Below are 21539 nucleotides of genomic sequence, written 5' to 3'. Positions count from 1 at the left end.
CACATGAAGAGCACCAACATGCTCGAGCGGCTGAACGAGGAGATCCGCCGCCGGACCCGGGTGGTCCGGATCTTCCCCAACACCCACAGCTGTCTACGCCTGGTACGGGCCCTGGCCGTCGAAATCCACGAAGGCTGGCTGGAGGACAACCGCTACCTGAACATGGATCTGCTCAAAGAGCACAAGAAAATCCTGCTGAGGCAGGCCGAGGCCGCCTGAGCCATACCGACCAACCGAACATGGCTGACTCACTTCTGCACAACTTGACGCACACAACCCGGCCTTCGGCCGTTGCGTGCCGCGCCCGCGAGCGGGCGCCGGGGGCTTTCAGGCGGCAGGGCCGTTGTTGTGTCGTGGCGTTGGGATGCCTTCTGTTTTGACCTTCCCCTTCCGTATGGAGCCCCTTGCGGAAGGGTTCTCGGGCCGGCCCGTTTTCTACAAATTCGGGGCGCTGGATGTCTGAGCGAAGCGCAGCGAGTTCAGCGCCGCCGGCCCGAGGGCCCTGGAGCAAGGTCCCCGGGCGAAATCCGGGTGCCCTTCTTTGGGTCCTTTCTTGGGCAAGCAAGAAAGGACCTCGGGGCGCGCTGGCGAGTCAGCGCAAGGCAGTATGTAGACCGAAGGCGCGTAAACACCGGATGCAGAACCAGGACCAGCCTCAACCCGGCAGGCGCCGGACCGAAGGCACCGTAAACACCGGGAGACGAACCAGGACCCGCCAATCAGCGATAGCGAAGCCTTCAGCGTTCGTGGCGGCCGTGTGGCGAGGTCAGGCGCGCGCCGGGGCGCGGGCGTCATCACGCCAGAGCCAGAGGATAGCGACGGTCAGTACCGCGATCACCGGCAGCATCGCGAGATTCATCCCGTCCCATCCCAGCGGTCGCAGCAGCGCCCCGGCCAGCAGCGACCCGGCCGTGACCAGCGTGAAGATGGTCAGATCGTTCACGCCCTGGACCTTGCCCTTCTCGGTGGCCGTATGCGTGGTCGTCAGCAGCGTACTGCCGCCGATAAACAGGAAATTCCAGCCCACCCCCAGCAGGAACAGCGCCAGCCAGAAATGCGCCAGCGTCTCCCCGTGCGCGGCGATCGCCACGCTGAACAGCACCAGTGCGTTGCCAAGTGCCAGGATGCGCGTGATCCCGAGGCGGGTGATCAGATGGCCGGTCACGAACGAGGGGGCGAACATCCCCAATACATGCCACTGCATGACCAGGGCGATCTGGCCCATGTCAAAGCCGGCGTGGCGCATGGCCAGCGGCGTCGCCGTCATCAGCAGCACCATGACCGCATAGCCCAGCGCGGCGGCGGTCAGCGCGACGAGGAAGCGCCCTTGCGGCAGGATCTCGCGCATTGGCCGGGCCGGCCCGCGTTCCTCCGGCGGTGGCGCCGGCACGCGCAGCCAGGCCAGCAGCGTCATCGCCAGCAGCGCCAGGGCGCCGAGGACCAGATAGGGGCCGGCCTCCGGCGTGCCCGGTAACAGGGCCTGGGCGTGGTGGGCGTTCCACGGGCCGAGGAAGGCGGCCACGACGCCGCCGGCCATCACCAGCGAGATCGCGCGCGGGCGGAAGGCGGGGCTGGCGACATCGGCGGCGGCAAAGCGGTAGTACATGGCGAAGGCCTGGTAGGCCCCCAGCAGAAGGTTGCCCAGTACGAACAGCCAGAAGGCCTCGGCGAAGACGCCGGCCGCGGCCAGCACGGCGCCACCGGCTCCACCCACGCTGGTGCCCAGCAGGAAGCCGGTGCGCCGCCCGAAGCGCTTCATGAACAGCGAGGCCGGCAGGGTGGTGACCAGCGTGCCGACCATCATCGCGGCGACTGGCAGGGTGGCCAGGGCCGGATCGGCCGCCAGGCGTTCCCCGACCACGCCGCTCAGGGTCATCACCGTGACCGCGGCGATCAGGAACAGGGCCTGCCCGAGGGCAAGGATCAGGACATTCGCGCGCTCGCGCGGGGTGGTCTGGCCGGGCATAGGAGTCCCTTCAAGGATCGTCCGGGCCGTCATGGCCCGGGGGCGATGCTGGTGTCAGTCGCGTGGATGAAAGTCGAGCACCGCCGAGTTGATGCAGTAGCGCAGCCCGGTCGGCGCCGGGCCGTCGGGAAAGACATGCCCCAGGTGCGAGTCGCAGCGCGCGCAGCGCACTTCGGTGCGTTCCATGCCCAGGGAACGGTCGCGGTGTTCGTCGACGGCACTTTCGTTCACCGGCGCGGTGTAGCTGGGCCAGCCGGAGCCGGAGTCGAACTTGGCGTGCGAGTCGAACAAGGGGGCACCGCAGGCGACGCAGTGGTAGGTGCCGTCGGCCTTGTGGTTGTTGTAGGCGCCGGTGAAGGGGCGCTCGGTACCGCCTTCGCGGGCGATGCGGTATTGTTCCGGCGTGAGGCGTTCGCGCAGTTCGGCGTCCGTCGGGCGATCGGATTGACTCATGCAACCTCCGGGTCGATAGGATTGTCTGCCAACAGACGAGGGTCTGTGGTGATGGGACCCCGAGGAACACCCCGGGTTCTCGGCCCGGACCGAAGACAAGACCGCTGGAGGTGGTCGTGGGCTGTCCCGATTGCGAACGTATTGACCTGCTGCCGGCGGCCTCCGGCACCCTCTATCTGGCGCCGGTTCTGGCGCATACTCGCGCGGCCCTGCGTCAGCGCATGGTAGACGAACGGCTGCCATGTGCCGAGCCGACCTCGGGGATCCTGGCCCTGCCAGTGAAGGGTGCCGGCGGGCTGGGCGAGATGCTGGTGCGCCTGGAGCAGGCCCTGAGCAGCTCGGAGCAGGCCGGTTGCCGCGCGACCTTCGTGCCCGAGGGCGAGGACTTCGGGCTCGGGCATCTGCAGGATACCCACCTGCTGTCCACGCTGATCGCCCGGCACAATGCCCGCGATCTCTCCGCGATCCTGGCCAACGATGCCCTGGACTTCCACTTCCAGCCCATCGTGCACGCGGCCGATCCAGCCGAGGTCTTCGCCTACGAGGCGCTGGTGCGGGCCTCCACGCCGGGTGGCGACCCCATCCCGCCACCGGAGCTGTTCAAGACGGCGCGCAATGCCGAGTTGCTGTTCCATCTGGATCGCTCGGCGCGCATCAATGCGATTCGCCGGGCCAGCGAGCGCGGGATCGGCAGCCGGTTGTTCATCAACTTCAACCCGACCGCGATCTATGACCCGGCCTTTTGCCTGGAGACCACAGTGCGCGAGATCAATTCGCGCCCGGCCGGCCGTGCCGGGCCCAGTGGTTTCGTGTTCGAGGTGATCGAGAGCGATCAGGTCAACGACATCGAACACCTGTCACGGATCGTGGAGCGCTACCGCCGGGCCGGGTTCCAGGTGGCACTGGACGACCTGGGGGCCGGCTACGCCTCGCTGAACATGCTGTCGCAGTTGCGCCCGGATTTCGTGAAGATCGACCGCGAACTGGTCAGCGGTATCGATGGCGACATCTACCAGCAGAAGATCCTCGACAAGATCGTGGAACTGGCCCGCGACCTGGATATTCAGGTGGTGGCCGAGGGGATCGAGACCGCCGACGAATGGCGCTGGCTGAAGGACCGGGTCGACTATTGTCAGGGTTACCTGTTCGCCCGGCCGGCCGCCGAGCCGCCGATGCCGCGCCACCCCGAGTCTGCCTGAGCGCCGCGTGGAGGGGGCCGTGACACGTGCACATCGGGCCCGCTTTCCATAGACTCGGCGTCATGAATCAGCTCCCGCCCGACGCCCGTAACCCGACGCTGGAATCCGCCGTTCAACTGTTGCGTGATGCCGAGGTGCGATATCGCGGTCGCACGGTCGGCACCGTGGCGAGCCTGGACGAGCGGGCCCCGGCGGAGAACTATGCCGACTGCTTTATCCGCGACTTCGTGCCCTCCGGGCTCGTCTACCTGCTGCGGGACGAGCCCGAGGTGGTCCGCGACTTCCTCGCGCTGATCCTGCAGATCCGCGATACCCAGGAGGAGATCGAGGGTCACCGCCGGCTGCCGCGAGTGATGCCGGCGAGCTTCCGGGTGTTCACCGACGAAAATGGCCGCGAGGCCCTGGCTGCGGACTTTGGCGACCGGGCGATCGGACGCGTCGCCCCGGTGGATTCCATGATGTGGTGGGTACTGTTGCTGCGCGCCTACCAGAACCGCACCGGCGACCACGAATTCATCAAGAGCGCGGATGTGCAGCGCGGCATCCGCCTGATCCTCAGCATCTGTCTGCAGGACCGTTTCGAAGTCTTCCCGACTCTGCTGGTGCCGGACGGCAGCTTCATGATCGACCGGCGCATGGGGGTGTTCGGCCACCCGCTGGAGATCCAGGCACTGTTCTACGGGATGCTGAAGGCTTCGCTGGCGATGCTGGAGCCCTGCGACCGGGATTCCGAACTCCTGTGCGAGCAGTCCGCGATCCGTACCCGGCAGCTGTCGGACTACATCCGCCACTACTACTGGCTGGATCTAGAGCGGTTGAACGATATCCACCGCTATCGCACCGAACACTTCGGCCACGAGTCCGAGAACGCGCTGAATATCTACCCCGAGAGCATCCCCGACTGGCTGGTGGACTGGATCCCGTCGGAGAGCGGCTACCTGGTCGGTAACCTCGGGCCGGGAAGGATGGATTTCCGGTTCTTCAGCTTCGGAAACTTGCTGGCGGTGCTGTTCGGGCTGGCCGACGAGCACCAGTCGCGCTCGATTATGCAGACCTTCGAGCAGCGCTTCGAGGACCTGATCGGGACCATGCCGGTGAAGATCTGCTATCCGGCGATGGTTGGCGAGGAATGGCGTCTGCTGACCGGGTCCGACCCCAAGAATACTCCGTGGTCCTACCACAACGGCGGCAACTGGCCGGCGTTGCTGTGGGCGTTCACCGGGGCCGCCATGCGGGTCGGGCGGCCCGACCTGGCGCGCAGTGTGCACGCGGTCGCGGCCGAGCGCCTGCATCGCGACCACTGGCCGGAGTACTACGACGGGCGCCACGGCCGCCTGGTCGGGCGACGCGCCAACTATCGCCAGACCTGGTCGGCCACCGCCGTGCTGGTCTCCCAGGGCCTGATCGACAACCCCGAGACCCTGAGCCTGTTCGACAGCCCGGAACCCGAGGTGCCATGAAAAAGACCCAGAGCAAGTCTCGTGATGGCGAAGGCCTTTACCTCGTCCTGATCAGTGTCCACGGTCTGATCCGCGGGCAGGACCTGGAACTGGGGCGCGATGCCGACACCGGCGGGCAGACGCTCTACGTGGTCGAACTGGCGCGGGCCCTGGCGCGCCACCCGCAGGTGGGCCGGGTGGACCTGCTCACCCGCCGCGTGGTCGACAGCAAGGTAGCCGACGACTACGCCGAGCCCGAGGAGGATCTCGGCGACGGGGCTCGGATCGTGCGGCTGGACTGCGGCCCGCGGCGCTACCTGCGCAAGGAAAAGCTGTGGCCCTACCTCGACTGTTTCGCGGACAACGCCCTGGGGCATATCCGCGGCGTGGGCCTGCGCCCGGACGTGATCCACGGCCACTATGCCGATGCCGGACATGTCGCGGTGCAGCTGTCGAACCTGCTGGGCGCCCCCATGCTCCAGACCGGCCATTCGCTGGGGCGGGTCAAGCGCGAACGCCTGCGCGAGAGCGGGATGTCGGATGCCGACATCGAGGCCCGCTACAACATCTCCACCCGGATCCACGCCGAGGAAGAGGCCCTGGCGCATGCGCATCGGGTGATCGCCAGCACCCGCCAGGAGATCGGCGAACAGTACGCCGCCTACGACAACTACCAGCCGGAACGCATGGAAGTGATCCCGCCGGGTACCGACCTGGCGCGGTTTCATCCGCCGAAGCGCGGGGAGCGCAAGCCGGCTATCTGGCCGGAGATCCGCCGCTTCCTGCGCTACCCCGACCGGCCGCTGATCATGGCGCTGTCGCGCGCCGACGAGCGCAAGAACATCCGCGCCCTGGTCGAGGCATACGCCGGGAATGACTGGCTGCGCGAGAACGCCAACCTGCTGATCGTCGCCGGCAACCGTGACGACATTGCCGACCTGGACAAGGGCGCGCGGGATGTCCTGACCGACCTGCTCCTGCGTATCGACCGCCATGACCTTTACGGCCAGGTGGCGTATCCCAAGCACCATGACTCCGAGGACGTGCCCGACCTTTACCGCCTGGTGGCCTCCAGCAAGGGGGTGTTCGTGAACCCGGCGCTGACTGAGCCCTTCGGCCTGACCCTGATCGAGGCGGCTGCCAGCGGCGCCCCGATCGTGGCCACCAACGACGGCGGGCCGGAGGAGATTATCTCGCGCTGCCACAACGGCCAGCTGATCGACCCGCTGGACCCGGAGGGGATCGCCGACGCCATCCAGGGCATCCTGGCCGACCGGCCACGCTGGCAGCGCTATTCGCGCGCCGGCCTCAAGGGCGTGCGCCAGCACTATTCCTGGGACGGCCACGCCGAGAAATACGTGAAACTGGTGAAGTCGCTGACCCGCGAGGTGCGCCAGGCGCGCCATCACGAGCGCCGGGTCTCCAGTCACCTGGCGCAGATGGATCGCGCCGTGATCACCGATATCGACAACACCCTGCTGGGCGACGACAAGGCCACCCGCGCCTTTGTCGCCTGGCTCAAGCGCAACCGCAAGCGGGTCGCCTTCGGCGTGGCCACCGGGCGGCGCATCGATTCCGCCGCGGCGATCCTCGAGGAGCACGGCGTGCCGACGCCGGATGTCTGGATTACCTCGGTGGGGAGCGAGATCCATTACGGCACCAAGCAGACCGAGGATCGCGGCTGGGCGCGTCACATCAGCCATCGCTGGGAGCCGGACCGGCTGCGCGACTGCCTGCGCCAGGAGAAGAATCTGGTCCTGCAGCCGGATGTGGACCAGCGGGCGTTCAAGGTCAGCTTCTTTGCCGAACCCCCCGGGAGTCTGGACGCGGAGACCGTGGCGACGCGGCTCTACCGCGAGGACCTGCACGCGCGGGTGATCTACTCCCACGACCGGTTCCTCGACCTGCTGCCGGTGCGGGCGTCGAAGGGACTGGCGGTGCGCTACCTGTCCGACAAGTGGGGCATTCCGCTGGAGCACGTGCTGGTCGCCGGCGATTCGGGAAACGACGAGGATATGCTGCGCGGCCGGCTGCTCGGCGTGGTGGTGGGCAATCACCAGCCCGAACTCGAGAGCCTGCGCGGCTTCCAGCGCATCTACTTCGCCGGGGCCACCCACGCCCGCGGCATCCTCGAGGGGATCGAACACTTCGATCTGCTCAACCGCTGCGAAATCCCCACCGCCACCGAGCCCGACGAATAGACCAACTTTTTCACCACGAAGCACACGAAGGCACGAAGAAGGTCAAGGGCGAAAAACCTTTATCACCACGGAGTACACAGAGGACACAGAGAAAGGACGGTTCGGGTGAAACATTTGCGGGGATACGGCCACGCGCTGGAACGGGGTTGAATGCCGCGGAAGTCATCTATGCTGCTGGCGGCCTTTCGATTTTCTCCGTGAACTCCGTGTCCTCTGTGGTAATTAGCCTTTGACCTTGACCTTCTTCGTGCCTTCGTGTGCTTCGTGGTGATATTGATCAGGGGACCGGGAGGAGCAGGGCGATGCCGGTGAGGACGGTGACGACTTCGAAGGCGCGCTTGACCAGGCGGTTGCCGTAGCGCTGGGCCGCCCAGGCGCCGAGGTAGCCGCCGACGAAGCTCCCCACCAGCAGCGCCGGCAGCCAGTCCCACTGCACGGTGCCCAGCGTCCCGAGCATCAACGCCCCGGCGCCGTTCCAGACGAGGCCCACCAGGACCATGGTGTAGGCCACCGCCTGGGTGTAGCTCATGCCGTACCAGCGCACCAGCCACAGGGTGACCATCAGTCCGGTGCCCGAGGCGAGGGATCCGTTCAGCACGCCGATCAGGAACAGCCCGGCGGCCCCGATCAGGGCGTGGCCCCAGGAAAAGCCGATGGTGCGCACCGTCTGCCCCAGTTGCGGGCGGCGCCAGGAGTACCAGCCGAGGCCGATGGTCAGCAGGCCCAGGGCGATCTCGCCGGCCCTTGGCGGGATGCCGAGCACCAGCCAGGCACCGATTAACACCCCAGGCAGACCGGCCAGCAGGATAATGCCTAGGCGCGCGGGCTCGAATGTGCTTTTCTTGAGGTGGCGCAGACCAGCGCCGGCGCCTAAGGCCACCGAGGCAATCTTGTGGGTGGCCAGTGCCACGGGGTAGGGAAGCCCCAGAAAAATCAGGGCGGGCAGCTGCAACAGGCCCGCCCCGCCACCCGCCAGGGCGGAGAAGCCGTTGGCGACGATGGCGATTAATGCGAGTCCGAGGTGTTCGAGAATGGTCATTTGGGGTGCGTACAACCGGAAGCGGGAAGGCCTGTGGCAATCGTGGGTGGCCGCGGCGCTGTTGCTGGGGCTGGCGGTTCCGGTACAGGCCGACATCTACCGCTGGGTGGATGATGACGGGACCGTACACTACTCCAGCACCCCGCAGCCGGAGACCAGCCAGCGCGAGCGCCGGATCTACGACTCCGAGGGCCGCATGCGCGAGATCCTGCCGGCGCCGATGAGCGCCGAGGAACGGGCGCAGGCCGCCGCCGAGCGCGAACAGGCGGAGCGCGACCTGGAGGCGACCCAGCGCGCGCGCCAGGACCGTGCCGCGCGCGAGCAGCAGCTGCGCCGTGCCTATGCCTCGCTGGACGAGATCGAGGAGCTGCGCGAACGCCGCGAGCGCTCGATTGCCGGGAATATCCAGCGCAGCGAGGCGCAGGAAAAGACGCTGTTGCGCGAACGTGAGCGTATCCGGCGGCAGCTGGACGGCGCGAACGAGGGTTCTCCGCTGGCCGACCGTTACCGCGCGGAACTGGAGGAGCTGGACGCCCGTATCGCCCGGGAGCGCCAGTACCGCCGCGGCCAGCGCGACCGGCTGTCCGCGATCCACGAACGCCTGGACCTGGATCGCCGCGACTTCCAGCAGCTGGTCATGAACGGCCGCGAGTAGCGGTCGCGGGCATTAATCGTTCTCCTAGCGGCTGATCAGCGTTCCCACACCCTGGTCGGTCAGCAGCTCCAGCAGCACCGCGTGTTCCACGCGGCCGTCGACGATATGCGTGGCGTTCACCCCGCTGCGCACGGCATCCAGCGCGCAGCGGATCTTCGGGATCATCCCGCCGTGGATGGTCCCGTCGCGGATCATCTCGTCCACCTGCGGGGCCGACAGCTTGGGCAGGAGTGCCCCGTTGCCGTCCAGCACGCCCGGGGTGTTGGTCAGCAGGAAGAGCTTTTCCGCATCCAGCACCACCGCGAGCTTTTCCGCTGCGGTGTCGGCATTGATGTTGTAGGCCTTGCCCTCGCGGTCGAAGCCGATCGGCGCGATGACCGGGATGAAGTCGCTCTCGTCCAGGGTATGCACGATCGCCGGGTCCACGCCTTCGACCTCGCCCACATGGCCGAGGTCCACGGTCGGCTGGCCCTCGGCCGCGCCATAGTCGCGTAGCGGGGTGGCGCGGATCATCTGGCCGTCCTTGCCGGTCAGCCCCACCGCGCGGCCCCCGAAGCGGTTGATCAGCGAAACGATCTCCTGATTCACGATCCCGCCGAGGACCATCTGGACCACGTCCATGGTCTCGCGGTCGGTCACCCGCAGGCCGTTGACGAACTCCGTCTCCTTGCCCAGACGCTTGAGCAGCTCGCCGATCTGCGGGCCTCCGCCGTGGACGACCACCGGGTTCACGCCGACCTGCTTGAGCAGCACGACGTCGCGCGCGAACGAGGCCTTCAGGTGGTCCTCGGTCATGGCGTTGCCGCCGTACTTGATCACGATGGTCTTGCCCGCGAAGCGCTGGATATAGGGCAGCGCCTCGATCAGGACATGGGCTACGGAATGGGCCGTCTGGGTATCCATGCTGGGTCCGGTTGTCGATCTTTGCAGCGCGGCAGTTTAGCACTGTGCCCAAGAACCGCGGAGGGCGCGCCTTAAAAGATCCGTACCATCAGTATGATTTGACCGGCCGCTAGTACGAGGGTATAAAGCTGCGCGTCATATATATCAAATGAGGCGACACATGCTATCCACCGAGCAAAAAGCGATCATTCAGCAGACCGTACCCATTCTGGAGGCCGGAGGTGAGGCCCTGACCGGGCACTTCTACCGGATCATGCTGCGCGACCACCCGGAGGTTCGGCCCCTGTTCAATCAGGCCCATCAGGCCAGTGGCGAACAGTCCCGTGCGCTGGCGAATGCCGTCTTGAACTATGCCCGCCACATCGATCAGCTGGAGTCGCTGGGCCCGCTGGTGGGGCAGATCGTCAACAAGCATGTATCGCTGCAGGTGCAGCCGGAGCACTATCCGATCGTTGGCGGCTGCCTGCTGCAGGCGATGCGCGAGGTGCTGGGCGAAGCGGTGGCGACCGATGCCGTGCTGGACGCCTGGGCCGCGGCGTACCAGCAGCTGGCGGATATCCTGATCGCCGCGGAGGAGCAGGCCAACGCCGCGAACGAACAGCAGCCCGGGGGCTGGCGTGGCGCGCGCCCGTTCCGTGTCCAGCGCAAGGTTCCGGAGAGCGAGGAGATCACCTCGTTCTATCTGCAGCCGGTCGACGGGCAACCGGTTCCGCCGCACCAGGCGGGACAGTATCTCGGCCTGCGTCTGATGATCGAGGGCGAGGAGCTCCGGCGGAACTACTCGCTGTCGGCCGCCGCGAATGGCGAGACCCTGCGCATCAGCGTCAAGCGCGAGCCGGGCGGTGTCGCCTCGACCTTCCTGCATGACCGGGTGGATGCGGGCGACATCCTTGACGTGTTCCCGCCTGCCGGAGACTTCGTGCTGCGGCCCGCGGACCGGCCGGTGGCCTTCGTGACCGCGGGCGTGGGTATCACCCCGGCGGTCGCGATGACCGAGGCGGCGCTGGCACAGGGCCGCGAGGTCCACTTCGTGCACTGCGCGCGCCACGGCGGCGTGCACGCGTTTCGTGACTGGCTGAATGCTCAGGCCGAGCGCACCGCGAAGCTGACGCAGCGCTACTGCTACAGCGAGCCGCGCCCCAGCGATGCCCCGCACGCGGAGGGCTTTCTGAGCCGCGAGCAGCTCGCCGAGTGGCTGCCGGACAGCCGCGAGGTAGACGTGTATTTCCTTGGGCCCAGACCCTTCATGCAGCAGGTACGCGCCCATCTGCGCGGGATGGGTATTCCCGACGCGCAGGTGAACTACGAGTTCTTCGGCCCTGCCTCGGCCCTGGAGTAGCGCCTCCTCAGCCCCGGCCCGAGGAGCCGAAGCCGCCCGCGCCGCGGGCGGTCGCCTCGAAGTCCTCGACGACGCGGAACTTCGGTTGGGCGACCGGGACGATGACCAGCTGCGCCAGGCGTTCGCCGACCTCCAGGGTGTAGGCGTTCGCGCCCCGGTTCCAGCAGGAGACCATCAGCGGCCCCTGGTAGTCGGCGTCGATCAGGCCGACCAGGTTGCCCAGCACCAGGCCGTGCTTGTGGCCCAGCCCGGAGCGCGGGAGGATCATCCCGGCGTAGCCCGGGTCCTCGATATGGATCGCGAGGCCCGTCGGGATCAGTTCGGCGGCGCCCGGCTCCAGCGTCAGCGGGGCCTCGATCATCGCGCGCAGGTCAACGCCGGCCGAGCCGTCGGTGGCCGGGGCGGGCAGCGGGAAGTCCGCGCCCATGCGCGGGTCCAGGATCTTCAGGTCAATCTCGGGGGCGGGCATGCGGGGTTCCTTGTCCGTTTCGCATTCGATCAGCGGTGTTCCAGGCGATCGACGATCAGGTCGATCAGCGCCCGGGCCAGCTGGGTCTTCGGCTGGCTGGGGAGTTGGCGCTCGCCGCCCTCCCAGAGACACAGCAGTTCGTTGTCGGGCGTGCCGAAGGCGCGGCCCTCGCCGACCCGGTTGGCGGCGATCAGGTCGAGCCCCTTGGCGCGGCGCTTGGCCTCCGCATGTTCGCGCAGGTGTTCGGTCTCGGCCGCGAAGCCGACCAGGAACGGGCGTCGGGGGAGCGAGGCCGCCTGTGTTGCCGCCTCGGCCAGGATGTCCCGGGTGCGCTCCAGCGCCAGGTGCATCACCGGATCGGATTTCTTGATCTTCTGTGCTTGCGGTTCGGCCGGGCGGTAGTCGGCCACGGCCGCAGCCGCGATCAGGATGTCGGCCTCGGGCAGGCGTTCCATCACCGCGGCGTGCATGGCGGCGGCCGTCTCCGTGGCGATGCCCGCGACGCCCGTGGGTACGGCCTCGGCTGTCGGGCCATGCACCAGAGTCACGTGTGCGCCCGCGTCGCGCGCCGCCGCGGCTAGGGCAAAGCCCATCCGCCCGGAGCTGCGGTTGCCGATAAAGCGCACGGGATCGATCGGCTCGAAGGTGGGACCGGCGGTGATCAGTACGTGGCGCCCGGCCAGCGGGGCGTGTGCCGGTTGCAGCAGCTCCCGCGCGATCGCGGCGGGCTCGCGCATGCGGCCCTCGCCCTGCTCGCCACAGGCCTGGTCGCCGCTGTCCGGCCCGATCAGGGCCACGCCACGCTCGATCAGGGTCGAGACGTTCGCCTGCGTGGCCGGGTGGGCCCACATCCGATGGTTCATCGCCGGTGCCAGCGCGACCGGCGCGGTGGTGGCCAGCAGCAGCGTACTCAGCAGCTCGTCCGCCAGGCCCTGGGCGTAGCGGGCGATCAGGCTGGCGCTGGCCGGGGCGACCACGATGCGGTCGGCCCAGCGCGCCAGGGCGATGTGGTCCATGCCGGATTCCGCCTCGGCGTCCAGCAGCTCGGTGCGTACCGGCGCGCCGGAGAGGGCCTGGAAGGTCAGCGGGGTTACGAAGGCGCGGGCGCCGGCCGTCATCACCACGCGCACCTCGCAGTCGGCGCGCTTCAGCTCGCGCACCAGCTCGCAGGCCTTGTAGGCGGCGATGCCGCCACTGACACCGACGAGGATCCTTGGCTTGGAATCGTGTTCCGTCATGCGGCGGATTCTACCCGTTCAGCTCTTTTCCTGGCGCGCGGAGACGCCGGCGGTCAGGGCATAGCGCATCGCGTCCTCCAGCGACAGCTCCAGCGGTTCGATGCGTTCGCGCGGGAGCATCAGGGTGTAGCCGCCGATCTGGTAACTCATGGGCATGTAGACCGCGACTGTGTCGGGGCCGCCGAGACTGTCCGGAAGACCCGCGAAATCCTCGCGGGTGACGAAGCCGACCAGCTTGAAGTCGGTGCCGGGCAGCTGCACCAGCACGGCCTGGCCGAATTGCTCGTGGATGTCGCCGGAGACCAGGCGCGTGACGTCGCGCACGGTCCCGTGGATGGTCTTGACCACCGGGATGCGCTGCATCAGCCCTTCCAGCCAGTCGAACAGCCAGCGGACCACGTAGGCCTGGAGCAGTACCCCCACGCCGAAGAGCAGGCCGATGCCGGCCAGGATCCCCATGCCCGGGAAGTACAGCAGATCGGGCAGGATGGCCTGCAACAGTCCTCCCAGCACCTCCTCGGCGGTGCTCCCCAGCCACCACAGCAAGGCCAGCGTGATGGCGGCCGGGAGGATGGCGGCCAGGCCGGTCAGGAAGGTTCGAGAGATTCGGCGCACAGCGGGCTCCGTGCAGGGGTATGCTCGGATGCTAACGCATTCGTGCTCGTGGCACGTCGACGACGGGAGCGGGGCGGGGGCGGCACTTTGGCACGTCCGCGCAGTCTATCGAGCGAGGCCGCCGGCACGTCGCCGGGTATGGGGAGTGACGAGATGCAGCGATGGAAGGGAATGAGCCTTTGGCCCCTGGTCCTGGCGATGATGGTGATGCCGCAGGTGGGGCTCGCCGGGTCCTCGGCCGCGGCTGCACCCGGGGACTACGCGATGACCCCGGAGGAGGTGGCGCCCGGGGTCTATGCGGTGATGACGCCGGCGCGGGATTTCCCCAGTCGCGAGAACCTGGGCTGGAACGCGAACATGGCGTTCGTGGTGACCGGTGACGGGGTGCTGGTGTTCGACACCGGCTCCTCCGAGACGATGGGTGTGGCCCTGCGCGAAGCGATCGCCGGGGTCACCGACGAGCCGGTGCGCTGGATCGTGAACAGCCACAGCCATGGCGACCACTGGCTGGGCAATGCGGCCTTTGCCGCGGAGGCGGAGATCATGGCCGGCTCGGCGGCGATTGCGCGCATGGAGGACGAAGGCGAGGGCTGGGTCGAGAACTTCCGCGAGATGACCGAAGGGGCGACTGGCGATACCACGCTGCGGTTGCCCGATACCGCAGTCGATGAGCGCATTACCCGCGACCTCGGCGGGACCGAGGTCGAGATCATCCCGTCCGGGGGCGCCCATTCGCCGGGTGATCTGAGTGTCTGGCTGCCACGGCAGCGCGTCCTGCTGGCCGGGGATGTGGTCTACAGTGATCGCGCGCCTTCTGTGTGGGATGGCGATGTCGCGCAGTGGATCGATCTTCTGGACGAGCTGATCGCACTGGAACCCGCCGTGGTCGTCCCCGGGCATGGCCGTCTCGAGGATGCCGCGACCCTGGAGCGGCTGCAGCGCTATCTGGTCACGCTGTGGGATGCCATTGAGGAAGGCGTGGAACAGGGACTGGCCGACTTCGAGACCGTGCCCCTGGTGCGCGAGCGGATGGGCGATCTGGTCGAGGCCTATCCGGGGTTCGAGGACAAGATCGACCGTTCGGTGGCGACCACCTACCCGGATGTCGAGGCGGCGGTGTTCTGAGACTGCCCGCGGGCGGCTTCAGAACTGCCAGGTGGCATGCAGCGACCCGAACTCGGCCGCGCCCTTGGCCTGGCCGCTGAATTCGCGCGAACGCCACACGTGGGTGTAGCCGATCCGCACGCCGCCCACATGAAAGACCGCGCCGGCGGTGAGTTCGCCAACCAGCGGGTGCTTGTCCACCGAGGGGCCGTCGCGGAACAGTGGGCCGTCTAGGAACAGGTCGTAGGCCATCAGGCGGGTGTCGACCCCGGCGAAGAAATAGCCGCCAACCCTGCTGGTCGGTTCGAAGGTATGCGACCCGGACAGGGCGGGGTTGATCCGTGTCGGGCCGTAGTCGCGCGGGAGGTTGCGCCCGGCCCGCATGATCGCCCCGGCGTTGGCGAAGGTGAACGGGCTGCCGACGGTTGCGCCCCAGTGCGGGGTCAGATCCCAGCCCCAGCCGCTCGCGGCATGCCGCGTGTAGCCCCGTAGCTGGCGCTCGTAGCCCACCATCAGGGTCGGTTCGTTGCCAATCTGGTCGTCCCAGCCCCGGGGTTGCGGAGCGCTGGACCAGCTGTGGACCTCTTTCTGGGTGCGATCTGCCAGGGAGGCCGGCCCCACGGTGCCGAGGGTGACCTGCAGGCGGTCCAGGCGGTCGCCGTGCTCCTCGGCCCGGCTGAAGTTCAGGTACAGCCAGCCCGCGTAGGGGCGGTCGTCCGGGTCCGCGGGCGAGCGTTCGATGTCCTCCGGCGTGTACATGTTCTGGCCCAGGTGGATGGCGGATTTCAGCCTTCCACGCTCCTCGCGCTCCACAAAATAGGGCAGGAAGTCGGCCACGCTTCGCAGCCACGAGGGGACCTTTTCCCCGCTGCGGGTCCAGCCGATGCGCACGCCGTTGGTGTAGTAGCGGTCCTCGCCGGCAAAAAGGTCGTTCTCGAACTCGAAGTGCAGGGCATCCACGCCGGTTTCCGCGCCGGCGGTCGGGCCTGCGGCCGCCAAGCCAAGGGCTGCCGCGGCCAGCAACGCCCGCATCCTGCGGTCGGGTGACCGTCCTCGAGGGGCAATGGCGTTCCGGTATGATTGGCGCATGGACCTCTCCAACCAGATCATCTTCCTGGCCGCGATCGTGTTGCTGGGGAGCATCCTGTCGAGCGTGATCACCTCGCGGCTGGGGGTGCCCCTGCTGCTGGTGTTCCTCGTGATCGGGATGCTGCTGGGCCCGGAAGGCCCGGGCGGTCTGGTCTTCGAGAATATCACCCTTGCGTATCTGGTCGGCTCGGCCGCCCTGGCGATCATCCTGTTCGACGGCGGGATGCGCACACCGGCCCGCAATTTCCGGATCGGGCTGAAGCCGGCGCTGGGGCTGGCCACCGTCGGAGTGCTCGTGACCTCCGGCCTGACCGGGCTGTTCGCCGTGTGGTGGCTGGGCCTGTCCTGGCTGGAGGGCCTGCTGCTGGGGGCGATCGTAGGCTCCACCGATGCCGCCGCCGTGTTCTCCCTGCTGCGCTCGCGCGGGCTGGAGCTGAAAAGCCGCGTCGGGGCCACGCTGGAGATCGAGTCCGGCTCCAACGATCCGATGGCGATCTTCCTGACCATCGTGCTGATCGAACTGCTGCTGATGCCCGATCAGCAGTTCGGTCTGGTGGTACTGGTCGAGTTCATCCAGCAGATGGGCCTGGGTGCGGTGCTGGGCGTCGGGGGCGGCCTGGCCCTGCTGGCCCTGATCAACCGGGTGCCCATGGCCGCCGGGCTTTATCCGCTGTTCGCGATGGCCGGGGCGCTGGCCATCTTCGGGCTTACCGGCCTGGTCGGCGGCTCCGGGTTCCTCGCGGTGTACCTCGCCGGCCTGCTGCTGGGTAACCGCCCGCTGGAGGCCTCGCAGAACATCAAGCGCTTCCACGACGGCATCGCCTCGCTGGCGCAGATCGGCATGTTCCTGATGCTGGGCATGCTGGTGACCCCCTCGGGGCTGCCGCCGGTGGCGCTGGACGCAGGGCTGGTGGCGGCCGTGCTCATCCTGGTCGCGCGCCCGCTGGCGGTCTGGATCTGCCTGTACCCGTTCCACTTTCCCTGGCGCGAGCAGGTTTTCATCGCCTGGGTTGGCCTGCGCGGGGCGGTGCCCATCATCTTGGCACTGTTCCCGCTGCTGGCCGGGCTGGAACTGGCCGGCCACTTCTTCCATGTCGTCTTCTTCGTGGTGCTGATCTCGCTGCTGGTGCAGGGCTGGACCGTCGCGCCCTCGGCGCGCTGGCTGGGCCTGGAGCTGCCACCCACCACGGCGCGGGTGCAGCGCACCGAGCTGGATATCCCCGGCCAGCAGGAGATGGAACTGGTGGGCTATCGCCTGGCAGAGACCACGCCGGTGGTGCGCGAGGCGTGGTCGAACTTCCGCCTGCCGGGCACCGCGCGGGTGGTGGCTCACCTGCGTGACGGCAAGCTGCTGGAGACGCTGGAGTTGCTGGACCTGCACGCCGGCGACCACCTCTACATCATGGTCGCGCCGGCGGACCTGCCGGACCTCGACCGCCTGTTCGTGCCCAAGGACGAGGTGCCGGAGCGCCTCACCGAACGCAGCGTGTTCGGCGAGTTCGCGCTCAATGGCGATGCCCAGCTCGGCGCGGTGGGCATGGCCTACGGCGCACCGGTCCCGCCCGAGCGCCAGGGCGACACCCTCGAGGCCTATCTGCGCCGTGAACTCCAGGCGGAGCCGGTCGTCGGCGACGCCGTCGATCTCGGCCCGATGCGCCTGGTCATCCGCGAAATGGACGGCCCCCGCATTACCCGCGTTGGCCTGAAACTGCTGAAGTAAGCAGGGCCCGGGTGGGCTACTTCTCCAGCATGGCCTTGAGGCCGGCGAGGTGGGCGCGGGCGGTGAGTTGCTGGGTCTCGGGGTCCGGCGGTTTGGCGTCCGGCCAGTCGAGGTGTTCCTCGGGGAGTTCGTCGAGGAAGCGCGAGGGTTCGCAGTCGATGGTCTCGCCGTAACGGCTGCGTTGCTGGGCGTAGGTGATCAGCAGGGTCTGCTGGGCGCGGGTCAGGCCGACGTAGGCGAGCCGCCGCTCCTCCGCGATGGAGTCGTCCTCGACGCTGACCCGGTGCGGCAGCAGTTCTTCCTCGAAGCCGACCAGGCAGACATGCGGAAACTCCAGGCCCTTGGCGGTGTGCAGGGTCAGGAGCTGCACGGATTCGTTACCGTCCTGGGAATCGCGGTTGCGGTCGAGGATGTCCATCAGGCTGATGCGGTTCACGATGTCGGCCAGGTCCATGCCCTGATCATCCTCCGCCTCGTCGTCACCGTATTCGGCGCTGGTGTTGCCGCCGCCCATGCGCCCGACCCAGTCGATGAATTCGCGCACGTTGTCCATGCGCCGGGTGGCGGCACGCGGGTTGGGGCTGTTCTCCAGTAGCCAGGACTCGTAGTCGATATCCTCGATCAGGGCGCGCAGCAGGGCGTCCGGGGCCTCCTCCGCGCCACGGCGCTGGAAGCCGTCCACCCAGTCGGTGAAGCGTTCCAGCCGCGCCTGTGCGCGGGCATCCATGTATTCGGACAGACCGGCGCCGCGTGCGGCCTGCAGCAGCGAGGCCCCGCGCTGGTTGGCGTAGTGGCCGAGCTTTTCCAGGGTCGCCGGGCCGATCTCGCGGCGCGGCACGTTGACCACGCGCAGGAAGGCGGTGTTGTCGTCCGGGTTGGCCAGCAGGCGCAGGTAGGCGACCAGGTCCTTGATCTCGGCCTTCTCGAAGAACGACTGCCCGCCGCTCAGGCGGTAGGGGATGCCCTGTTCGCGCAGGAGCTTCTCGAACAGCCTGGACTGGTGGTTGCTGCGGTAGAGGATGGCGAAGTCGCCCCAGGTCGCATTCAGGCGAAAGCGCCGGCGCATCAGTTCGGAGACCACGCGCGCGGCCTCGGTGTCGGCGTCGGAGCAGCCGATCACCTCGATCTTATCGCCCTCGCCGAGCGCACTCCAAAGACGCTTCTCGAACACGTGCGGGTTGTTGCCGATCAGCGCGTTCGCGGTATGCAGGATGCGGTTGGTGGAGCGGTAGTTCTGCTCCAGCTTGATCACCTCCAGGCGCGGGAAGTCCTGCTGCAGGCGCGCGAGGTTCTCCGGGCGCGCGCCGCGCCAGGCGTAGATCGACTGGTCGTCGTCACCGACCACCGTCAGGCCGTCACTGACCCCGATCAGCAGGCGCACCAGCTGGTACTGCGCGGAGTTGGTGTCCTGGTATTCGTCCACCAGCAGGTGGCGGATGCGGTCCTGCCAGCGGTTGCGCAGTTCCGGGTCGTCGCGCAGGCAGTCCACCGGGCGCTTGATCAGGTCGTCGAAGTCCACTGCGTTGTAGGCGCGCAGGGCGTCTTCGTAGCGCGGGTAGAGGTTGGCCGCGGCGATCGCCTCCGGGGCGTCGTCCCTCTGGCTTGCCTCGTGCAGCGCCTCTTCCGGGGTCATCAGGTCGTTCTTCCAGCGGCTGATGTGGCCAATCAGGGCGTCGACCTCGGAGCCGGTATCGTCGCGGTAGGTGATCTCGCGCAGCAGCTGCCGGCAGTCACCGGGGTCGAGGATGGAGAAGCCGGGGCGCAGCCCCGCCGCCTGCAGCTCGCGACGCAGGAAGTTGAGCCCGAAGGTGTGGAAGGTGGAGACGTTCAGGCCCCGGGCCTGTTCGCGTGACAGTCGCCCCTGGACACGTTCGCGCATCTCGCGCGCGGCCTTGTTGGTAAAGGTAATCGCCACGATCTGGCGTGCGGCGAGGCCGCGCCGCTCGATCAGGTGAGCGATCTTCTCGGTGATCACGCGGGTCTTGCCGGAACCCGCCCCGGCCAGGACCAGCAGGGGGCGGTCCGTGGTGGTCACGGCGGCCTGTTGTTGGGGATTCAGTTCGGACACCGGGGCGGTCGATTCCTTCGCAGCGGGGCGCGTAAACTAACCCACGATCCCCGATTCATAAAGACAGCAGCGGTGAGGGTAATCCATTGACCAACGGACCGCGTGCCGCGGCATCCGCCGCGGGCCGGGAGTCGCTCCCGATATTGACCCAGTTCGACTTTCATCAGCACCTGATGGATGTCCCGGGGCCGGCGGTCATCCTGTTCACGCGCCAGGGCTGCGGGGCCTGCAAGGTCATGGGGCGGGTCCTGGCGGAATGGCAGGCGGCGGGGGATGCGCCGGCGCTGTTCGAGGTGGATGCCGAGACCGATACCGCCCTGGTGCGGGAGTTCGAGGTCTTCCATCTGCCGGCACTGTTCGTGTTTCAGGCGGGGGCCTATCACGGTCGCCTGGAAGCCCCGCCGCGCCTGCCCCTGTTGCGCGAGGGGCTGGCGGCCGTACTGGCCCGACCGCCCGAGGAGGCGCCGTGAAATCCCCGCACGCCGAAACCGTCACGCCGGACCGGGACTGGTACCCGCCAGCGCAGCGCCTCGACAGCCCGAACCAGGATGAGCGTCCGCCCGGTCAGCAACCGGAACTGATCGTGGTGCACGCGATCAGCCTGCCGCCGGGCGAGTTCGGTGGAGGGCACGTCGCCGAGCTGTTCCAGAATCGTCTGGATCCGGATGCCCACCCCTACTTTGCCGAGGTCGGCGGCCTGCGCGTCTCCGCCCATGTGCTGATCGACCGCGAGGGCCAGGCGACCCAGTTCGTGCCGTTCTCCCGACGCGCCTGGCATGCCGGGGTGTCGCGGTGGCAGGGACGCGAGCGCTGCAACGACTTCTCCATCGGGATCGAACTGGAGGGGACCGACGAGGATCCCTTTACCCCGGCGCAGTACGCCGCGCTCGCGCGAATGATTGGCTGGGTCCGCACCCGCTGGCCGGATATCGGGCCGGATGCGCTGGCCGGCCACAGCGATATCGCCCCGGGACGCAAGACGGATCCGGGCCCCCATTTCGACTGGGCGCGCCTGCGGCAGGAACTGCACGAGGTGAGCGCATGATTGTGGACCTGCTGCGTCACGGCGAGCCGGAGGGCGGCCAGCGTTACCGCGGCCATGGCTGCGACGACCCGCTGAGCGCGCGCGGCTGGAGCCAGATGGAGCGGGCGGTCCGGGGCGAGGAGGAGTGGCAGTATGTGGTCAGCTCGCCAATGCAGCGCTGCCGCGCGTTTGCCGAGCACTACGCCTCCACACAGGACCTTCCGTTGATCCTGGAGCCGCACCTGCGCGAGATCGGTTTTGGCGACTGGGAGGGGCGTACGCGGGTCGACCTGCAGCGGGATCGACCGGAGGAATACCGCGCCTTCTATGCCGACCCGGTGCACGCGCGCCCGGCCGGTGCGGAGCCGCTAACGGCCTTTCGCCGCCGGGTCGAGGCCGGTTTCGATGGGGCCTTGCGGCCGCTGCAGTCCGAACGGGTGCTGATGGTGGTGCATGCGGGGGTTATACGCGCGCTGGTCGGCTGGGTGCTGGGCGTGCCGGACGACCGCCTGTACCAGCTCGATTGCGAGTACGCCAGCCGCACCCGGCTGCATCGGCATCCGACCCGGGGCTGGCGGCTGCTTTACGCCAACCGGGTCTAGGCCCGGTTGTTAGCCGGCCTGGCTGCCGCGCTTGGGGACGGCCTTCACCGACAGGTAGTAGTCGTTGTTCAGGACGTCGATCAGCCGGTCGATGTTCGGATGCTTGCCCGGGTTGGCGCGGGCGTCGTCGGCGTGGCTGCCGTACAGCAGCAGGCCCGAGTTGGCCGCCTTGGGCCCGATGCCGCCGTAATCCAGCGCCAGCTGGTAGTAGATCTGCAGCGACAGGCTCTGGCCGTCCACGTTCTCGATGGTCGCGGTGGGGTTGTAGTCCTCGCCAAACAACTCCAGGCGTTCGATATTGCTGACGTCGGGCAGCTTCTTGGACATGTTCCGGCTCCTCGAAAGAATCGCGGCATTATCGGGGCATGACCCGGCGGCGACAACCAACCCGCGAAGGCGGCAGGGTCGCCCCGGGT

21 protein-coding genes are annotated in these 21539 nt (G+C 68.0%); 11 read left to right on the top strand and 10 right to left on the bottom strand.

The features are described 5' to 3' along the window. A partial coding sequence (locus tag F614_RS0104740) for a transposase (protein WP_038028236.1) occupies window positions 1-219 on the top strand: 219 nt, incomplete at its 5' end. Between the two features lie 547 nt (window positions 220-766). On the opposite strand, the gene F614_RS0104735 is transcribed toward F614_RS0104740, so the two are convergent. After that, window positions 767-1966 carry an MFS transporter gene (locus F614_RS0104735; protein WP_019558382.1) on the bottom strand — a complete coding sequence of 400 codons (1200 nt, stop codon included), beginning with the start codon at window positions 1964-1966 and terminating at the stop codon, window positions 767-769. A gap of 54 nt (window positions 1967-2020) precedes the next feature. After that, a complete protein-coding gene (gene msrB, locus F614_RS0104730; RefSeq protein WP_018879691.1) occupies window positions 2021-2419 on the bottom strand; it encodes a peptide-methionine (R)-S-oxide reductase MsrB in 399 nt (132 codons plus the stop codon). Window positions 2420-2535: 116 nt separating this feature from the next. Here msrB and F614_RS0104725 point away from each other — a divergent pair, with 116 nt between their 5' ends. The 3 genes from F614_RS0104725 to F614_RS0104715 all read left to right on the top strand — a co-directional run bounded on the left by F614_RS0104725 (window position 2536) and on the right by F614_RS0104715 (window position 7258). Then, window positions 2536-3618: an EAL domain-containing protein gene (locus tag F614_RS0104725; protein WP_018879690.1), complete on the top strand. Its 1083-nt coding sequence runs from the start codon at window positions 2536-2538 to the stop codon at window positions 3616-3618. A 62-nt stretch (window positions 3619-3680) separates the two neighbouring features. Then, entirely contained in the window at window positions 3681-5078 is a 1398-nt protein-coding gene (locus tag F614_RS0104720; RefSeq protein WP_018865445.1) for a glycoside hydrolase 100 family protein, read from the top strand. Further along, on the top strand, window positions 5075-7258 hold the full coding sequence (locus F614_RS0104715) for an HAD-IIB family hydrolase (protein ID WP_018865446.1): 2184 nt from the start codon (window positions 5075-5077) through the stop codon (window positions 7256-7258). The genes F614_RS0104720 and F614_RS0104715 overlap by 4 nt, the downstream gene beginning before the upstream one ends. A gap of 277 nt (window positions 7259-7535) precedes the next feature. Here F614_RS0104715 and F614_RS0104710 read toward each other — a convergent pair whose 3' ends face one another. Beyond that, window positions 7536-8297 carry a sulfite exporter TauE/SafE family protein gene (locus F614_RS0104710; RefSeq protein WP_018865447.1) on the bottom strand — a complete coding sequence of 254 codons (762 nt, stop codon included), beginning with the start codon at window positions 8295-8297 and terminating at the stop codon, window positions 7536-7538. On the opposite strand from F614_RS0104710, the gene F614_RS0104705 reads away from it, so the two are divergent. Beyond that, window positions 8290-8952, top strand: coding sequence for a DUF4124 domain-containing protein (locus F614_RS0104705; RefSeq protein WP_196800281.1), 663 nt, complete (start codon window positions 8290-8292; stop codon window positions 8950-8952). The genes F614_RS0104710 and F614_RS0104705 overlap by 8 nt on opposite strands. Window positions 8953-8976: 24 nt before the next feature. Here the strand turns inward: F614_RS0104705 and argB are convergent, their stop codons facing one another. Beyond that, window positions 8977-9855 (bottom strand): acetylglutamate kinase, encoded by an 879-nt coding sequence (argB, locus tag F614_RS0104700; RefSeq protein ID WP_019558380.1) that lies wholly within the window; start codon window positions 9853-9855, stop codon window positions 8977-8979. A gap of 160 nt (window positions 9856-10015) precedes the next feature. On the opposite strand from argB, the gene hmpA reads away from it, so the two are divergent. Next, the gene (gene hmpA, locus F614_RS0104695) at window positions 10016-11194 is read left to right on the top strand and encodes an NO-inducible flavohemoprotein (protein WP_019558379.1); all 1179 of its coding nucleotides are present in this window, start codon (window positions 10016-10018) and stop codon (window positions 11192-11194) included. A gap of 7 nt (window positions 11195-11201) precedes the next feature. Here the strand turns inward: hmpA and dut are convergent, their stop codons facing one another. From dut to F614_RS0104680, 3 genes are read right to left on the bottom strand one after another with little or no spacing between them, the layout of a single operon-like run. Next, window positions 11202-11663 (bottom strand): dUTP diphosphatase, encoded by a 462-nt coding sequence (dut, locus tag F614_RS0104690; RefSeq protein WP_018879687.1) that lies wholly within the window; start codon window positions 11661-11663, stop codon window positions 11202-11204. A 29-nt stretch (window positions 11664-11692) separates the two neighbouring features. Beyond that, the gene (gene coaBC, locus F614_RS0104685; protein ID WP_018882543.1) at window positions 11693-12901 is read right to left on the bottom strand and encodes a bifunctional phosphopantothenoylcysteine decarboxylase/phosphopantothenate--cysteine ligase CoaBC; all 1209 of its coding nucleotides are present in this window, start codon (window positions 12899-12901) and stop codon (window positions 11693-11695) included. A gap of 18 nt (window positions 12902-12919) precedes the next feature. Further along, a complete protein-coding gene (locus tag F614_RS0104680) occupies window positions 12920-13516 on the bottom strand; it encodes a DUF502 domain-containing protein (protein ID WP_018865453.1) in 597 nt (198 codons plus the stop codon). A 171-nt stretch (window positions 13517-13687) separates the two neighbouring features. Here F614_RS0104680 and F614_RS0104675 point away from each other — a divergent pair, with 171 nt between their 5' ends. Then, window positions 13688-14641, top strand: coding sequence for an MBL fold metallo-hydrolase (locus F614_RS0104675; protein ID WP_018876629.1), 954 nt, complete (start codon window positions 13688-13690; stop codon window positions 14639-14641). An 18-nt stretch (window positions 14642-14659) separates the two neighbouring features. Here F614_RS0104675 and F614_RS0104670 read toward each other — a convergent pair whose 3' ends face one another. Then, window positions 14660-15652, bottom strand: a complete 993-nt coding sequence (locus F614_RS0104670; RefSeq protein WP_051080434.1) for a lipid A deacylase LpxR family protein — start codon at window positions 15650-15652, stop codon at window positions 14660-14662. A 55-nt stretch (window positions 15653-15707) separates the two neighbouring features. Here F614_RS0104670 and F614_RS0104665 point away from each other — a divergent pair, with 55 nt between their 5' ends. Next, the gene (locus F614_RS0104665) at window positions 15708-17429 is read left to right on the top strand and encodes a potassium/proton antiporter (protein WP_026280333.1); all 1722 of its coding nucleotides are present in this window, start codon (window positions 15708-15710) and stop codon (window positions 17427-17429) included. Between the two features lie 16 nt (window positions 17430-17445). Here the strand turns inward: F614_RS0104665 and F614_RS0104660 are convergent, their stop codons facing one another. Further along, window positions 17446-19497, bottom strand: coding sequence for a UvrD-helicase domain-containing protein (locus F614_RS0104660; protein ID WP_019558377.1), 2052 nt, complete (start codon window positions 19495-19497; stop codon window positions 17446-17448). A gap of 143 nt (window positions 19498-19640) precedes the next feature. Between F614_RS0104660 and F614_RS0104655 the strand changes: the two genes are divergently transcribed. The 3 genes from F614_RS0104655 to F614_RS0104645 are packed head-to-tail and all read left to right on the top strand — an operon-like array spanning window position 19641 to window position 21123. Then, on the top strand, window positions 19641-19967 hold the full coding sequence (locus F614_RS0104655) for a thioredoxin family protein (protein WP_018878620.1): 327 nt from the start codon (window positions 19641-19643) through the stop codon (window positions 19965-19967). Next, entirely contained in the window at window positions 19964-20542 is a 579-nt protein-coding gene (gene ampD / locus F614_RS0104650; RefSeq protein ID WP_018865459.1) for a 1,6-anhydro-N-acetylmuramyl-L-alanine amidase AmpD, read from the top strand. The genes F614_RS0104655 and ampD overlap by 4 nt, the downstream gene beginning before the upstream one ends. Further along, window positions 20539-21123, top strand: a complete 585-nt coding sequence (locus F614_RS0104645; protein ID WP_019558376.1) for a histidine phosphatase family protein — start codon at window positions 20539-20541, stop codon at window positions 21121-21123. Before ampD ends, F614_RS0104645 begins: the two co-directional genes overlap by 4 nt. A gap of 9 nt (window positions 21124-21132) precedes the next feature. On the opposite strand, the gene F614_RS0104640 is transcribed toward F614_RS0104645, so the two are convergent. Continuing rightward, on the bottom strand, window positions 21133-21450 hold the full coding sequence (locus F614_RS0104640; RefSeq protein ID WP_017942594.1) for a DUF2322 family protein: 318 nt from the start codon (window positions 21448-21450) through the stop codon (window positions 21133-21135). Window positions 21451-21539: the final 89 nt, after the last annotated feature.

Origin of the sequence: Thioalkalivibrio sp. ALE12, assembly GCF_000381105.1 — a bacterium.
In the GTDB taxonomy this organism is placed as follows: Bacteria; Pseudomonadota; Gammaproteobacteria; order Ectothiorhodospirales; family Ectothiorhodospiraceae; genus Thioalkalivibrio.
Note: the sequence above shows the minus strand (reverse complement) of the source record. Positions and strands in the feature narration are given on the sequence as shown.

Coding starts and splice junctions, on each gene's coding strand:
- F614_RS0104735 (WP_019558382.1), bottom strand. CDS start 1,966: ATGCCCGGCCAGACCACCCCGCGCGAGCGCGCGAATGTCCTGATCCTT.
- msrB (WP_018879691.1), bottom strand. CDS start 2,419: ATGAGTCAATCCGATCGCCCGACGGACGCCGAACTGCGCGAACGCCTC.
- F614_RS0104720 (WP_018865445.1), top strand. CDS start 3,681: ATGAATCAGCTCCCGCCCGACGCCCGTAACCCGACGCTGGAATCCGCC.
- F614_RS0104715 (WP_018865446.1), top strand. CDS start 5,075: ATGAAAAAGACCCAGAGCAAGTCTCGTGATGGCGAAGGCCTTTACCTC.
- F614_RS0104705 (WP_196800281.1), top strand. CDS start 8,290: ATGGTCATTTGGGGTGCGTACAACCGGAAGCGGGAAGGCCTGTGGCAA.
- F614_RS0104710 (WP_018865447.1), bottom strand. CDS start 8,297: ATGACCATTCTCGAACACCTCGGACTCGCATTAATCGCCATCGTCGCC.
- argB (WP_019558380.1), bottom strand. CDS start 9,855: ATGGATACCCAGACGGCCCATTCCGTAGCCCATGTCCTGATCGAGGCG.
- hmpA (WP_019558379.1), top strand. CDS start 10,016: ATGCTATCCACCGAGCAAAAAGCGATCATTCAGCAGACCGTACCCATT.
- dut (WP_018879687.1), bottom strand. CDS start 11,663: ATGCCCGCCCCCGAGATTGACCTGAAGATCCTGGACCCGCGCATGGGC.
- coaBC (WP_018882543.1), bottom strand. CDS start 12,901: ATGACGGAACACGATTCCAAGCCAAGGATCCTCGTCGGTGTCAGTGGC.
- F614_RS0104675 (WP_018876629.1), top strand. CDS start 13,688: ATGAGCCTTTGGCCCCTGGTCCTGGCGATGATGGTGATGCCGCAGGTG.
- F614_RS0104670 (WP_051080434.1), bottom strand. CDS start 15,652: ATGCGGGCGTTGCTGGCCGCGGCAGCCCTTGGCTTGGCGGCCGCAGGC.
- F614_RS0104665 (WP_026280333.1), top strand. CDS start 15,708: ATGGACCTCTCCAACCAGATCATCTTCCTGGCCGCGATCGTGTTGCTG.
- F614_RS0104645 (WP_019558376.1), top strand. CDS start 20,539: ATGATTGTGGACCTGCTGCGTCACGGCGAGCCGGAGGGCGGCCAGCGT.
- F614_RS0104640 (WP_017942594.1), bottom strand. CDS start 21,450: ATGTCCAAGAAGCTGCCCGACGTCAGCAATATCGAACGCCTGGAGTTG.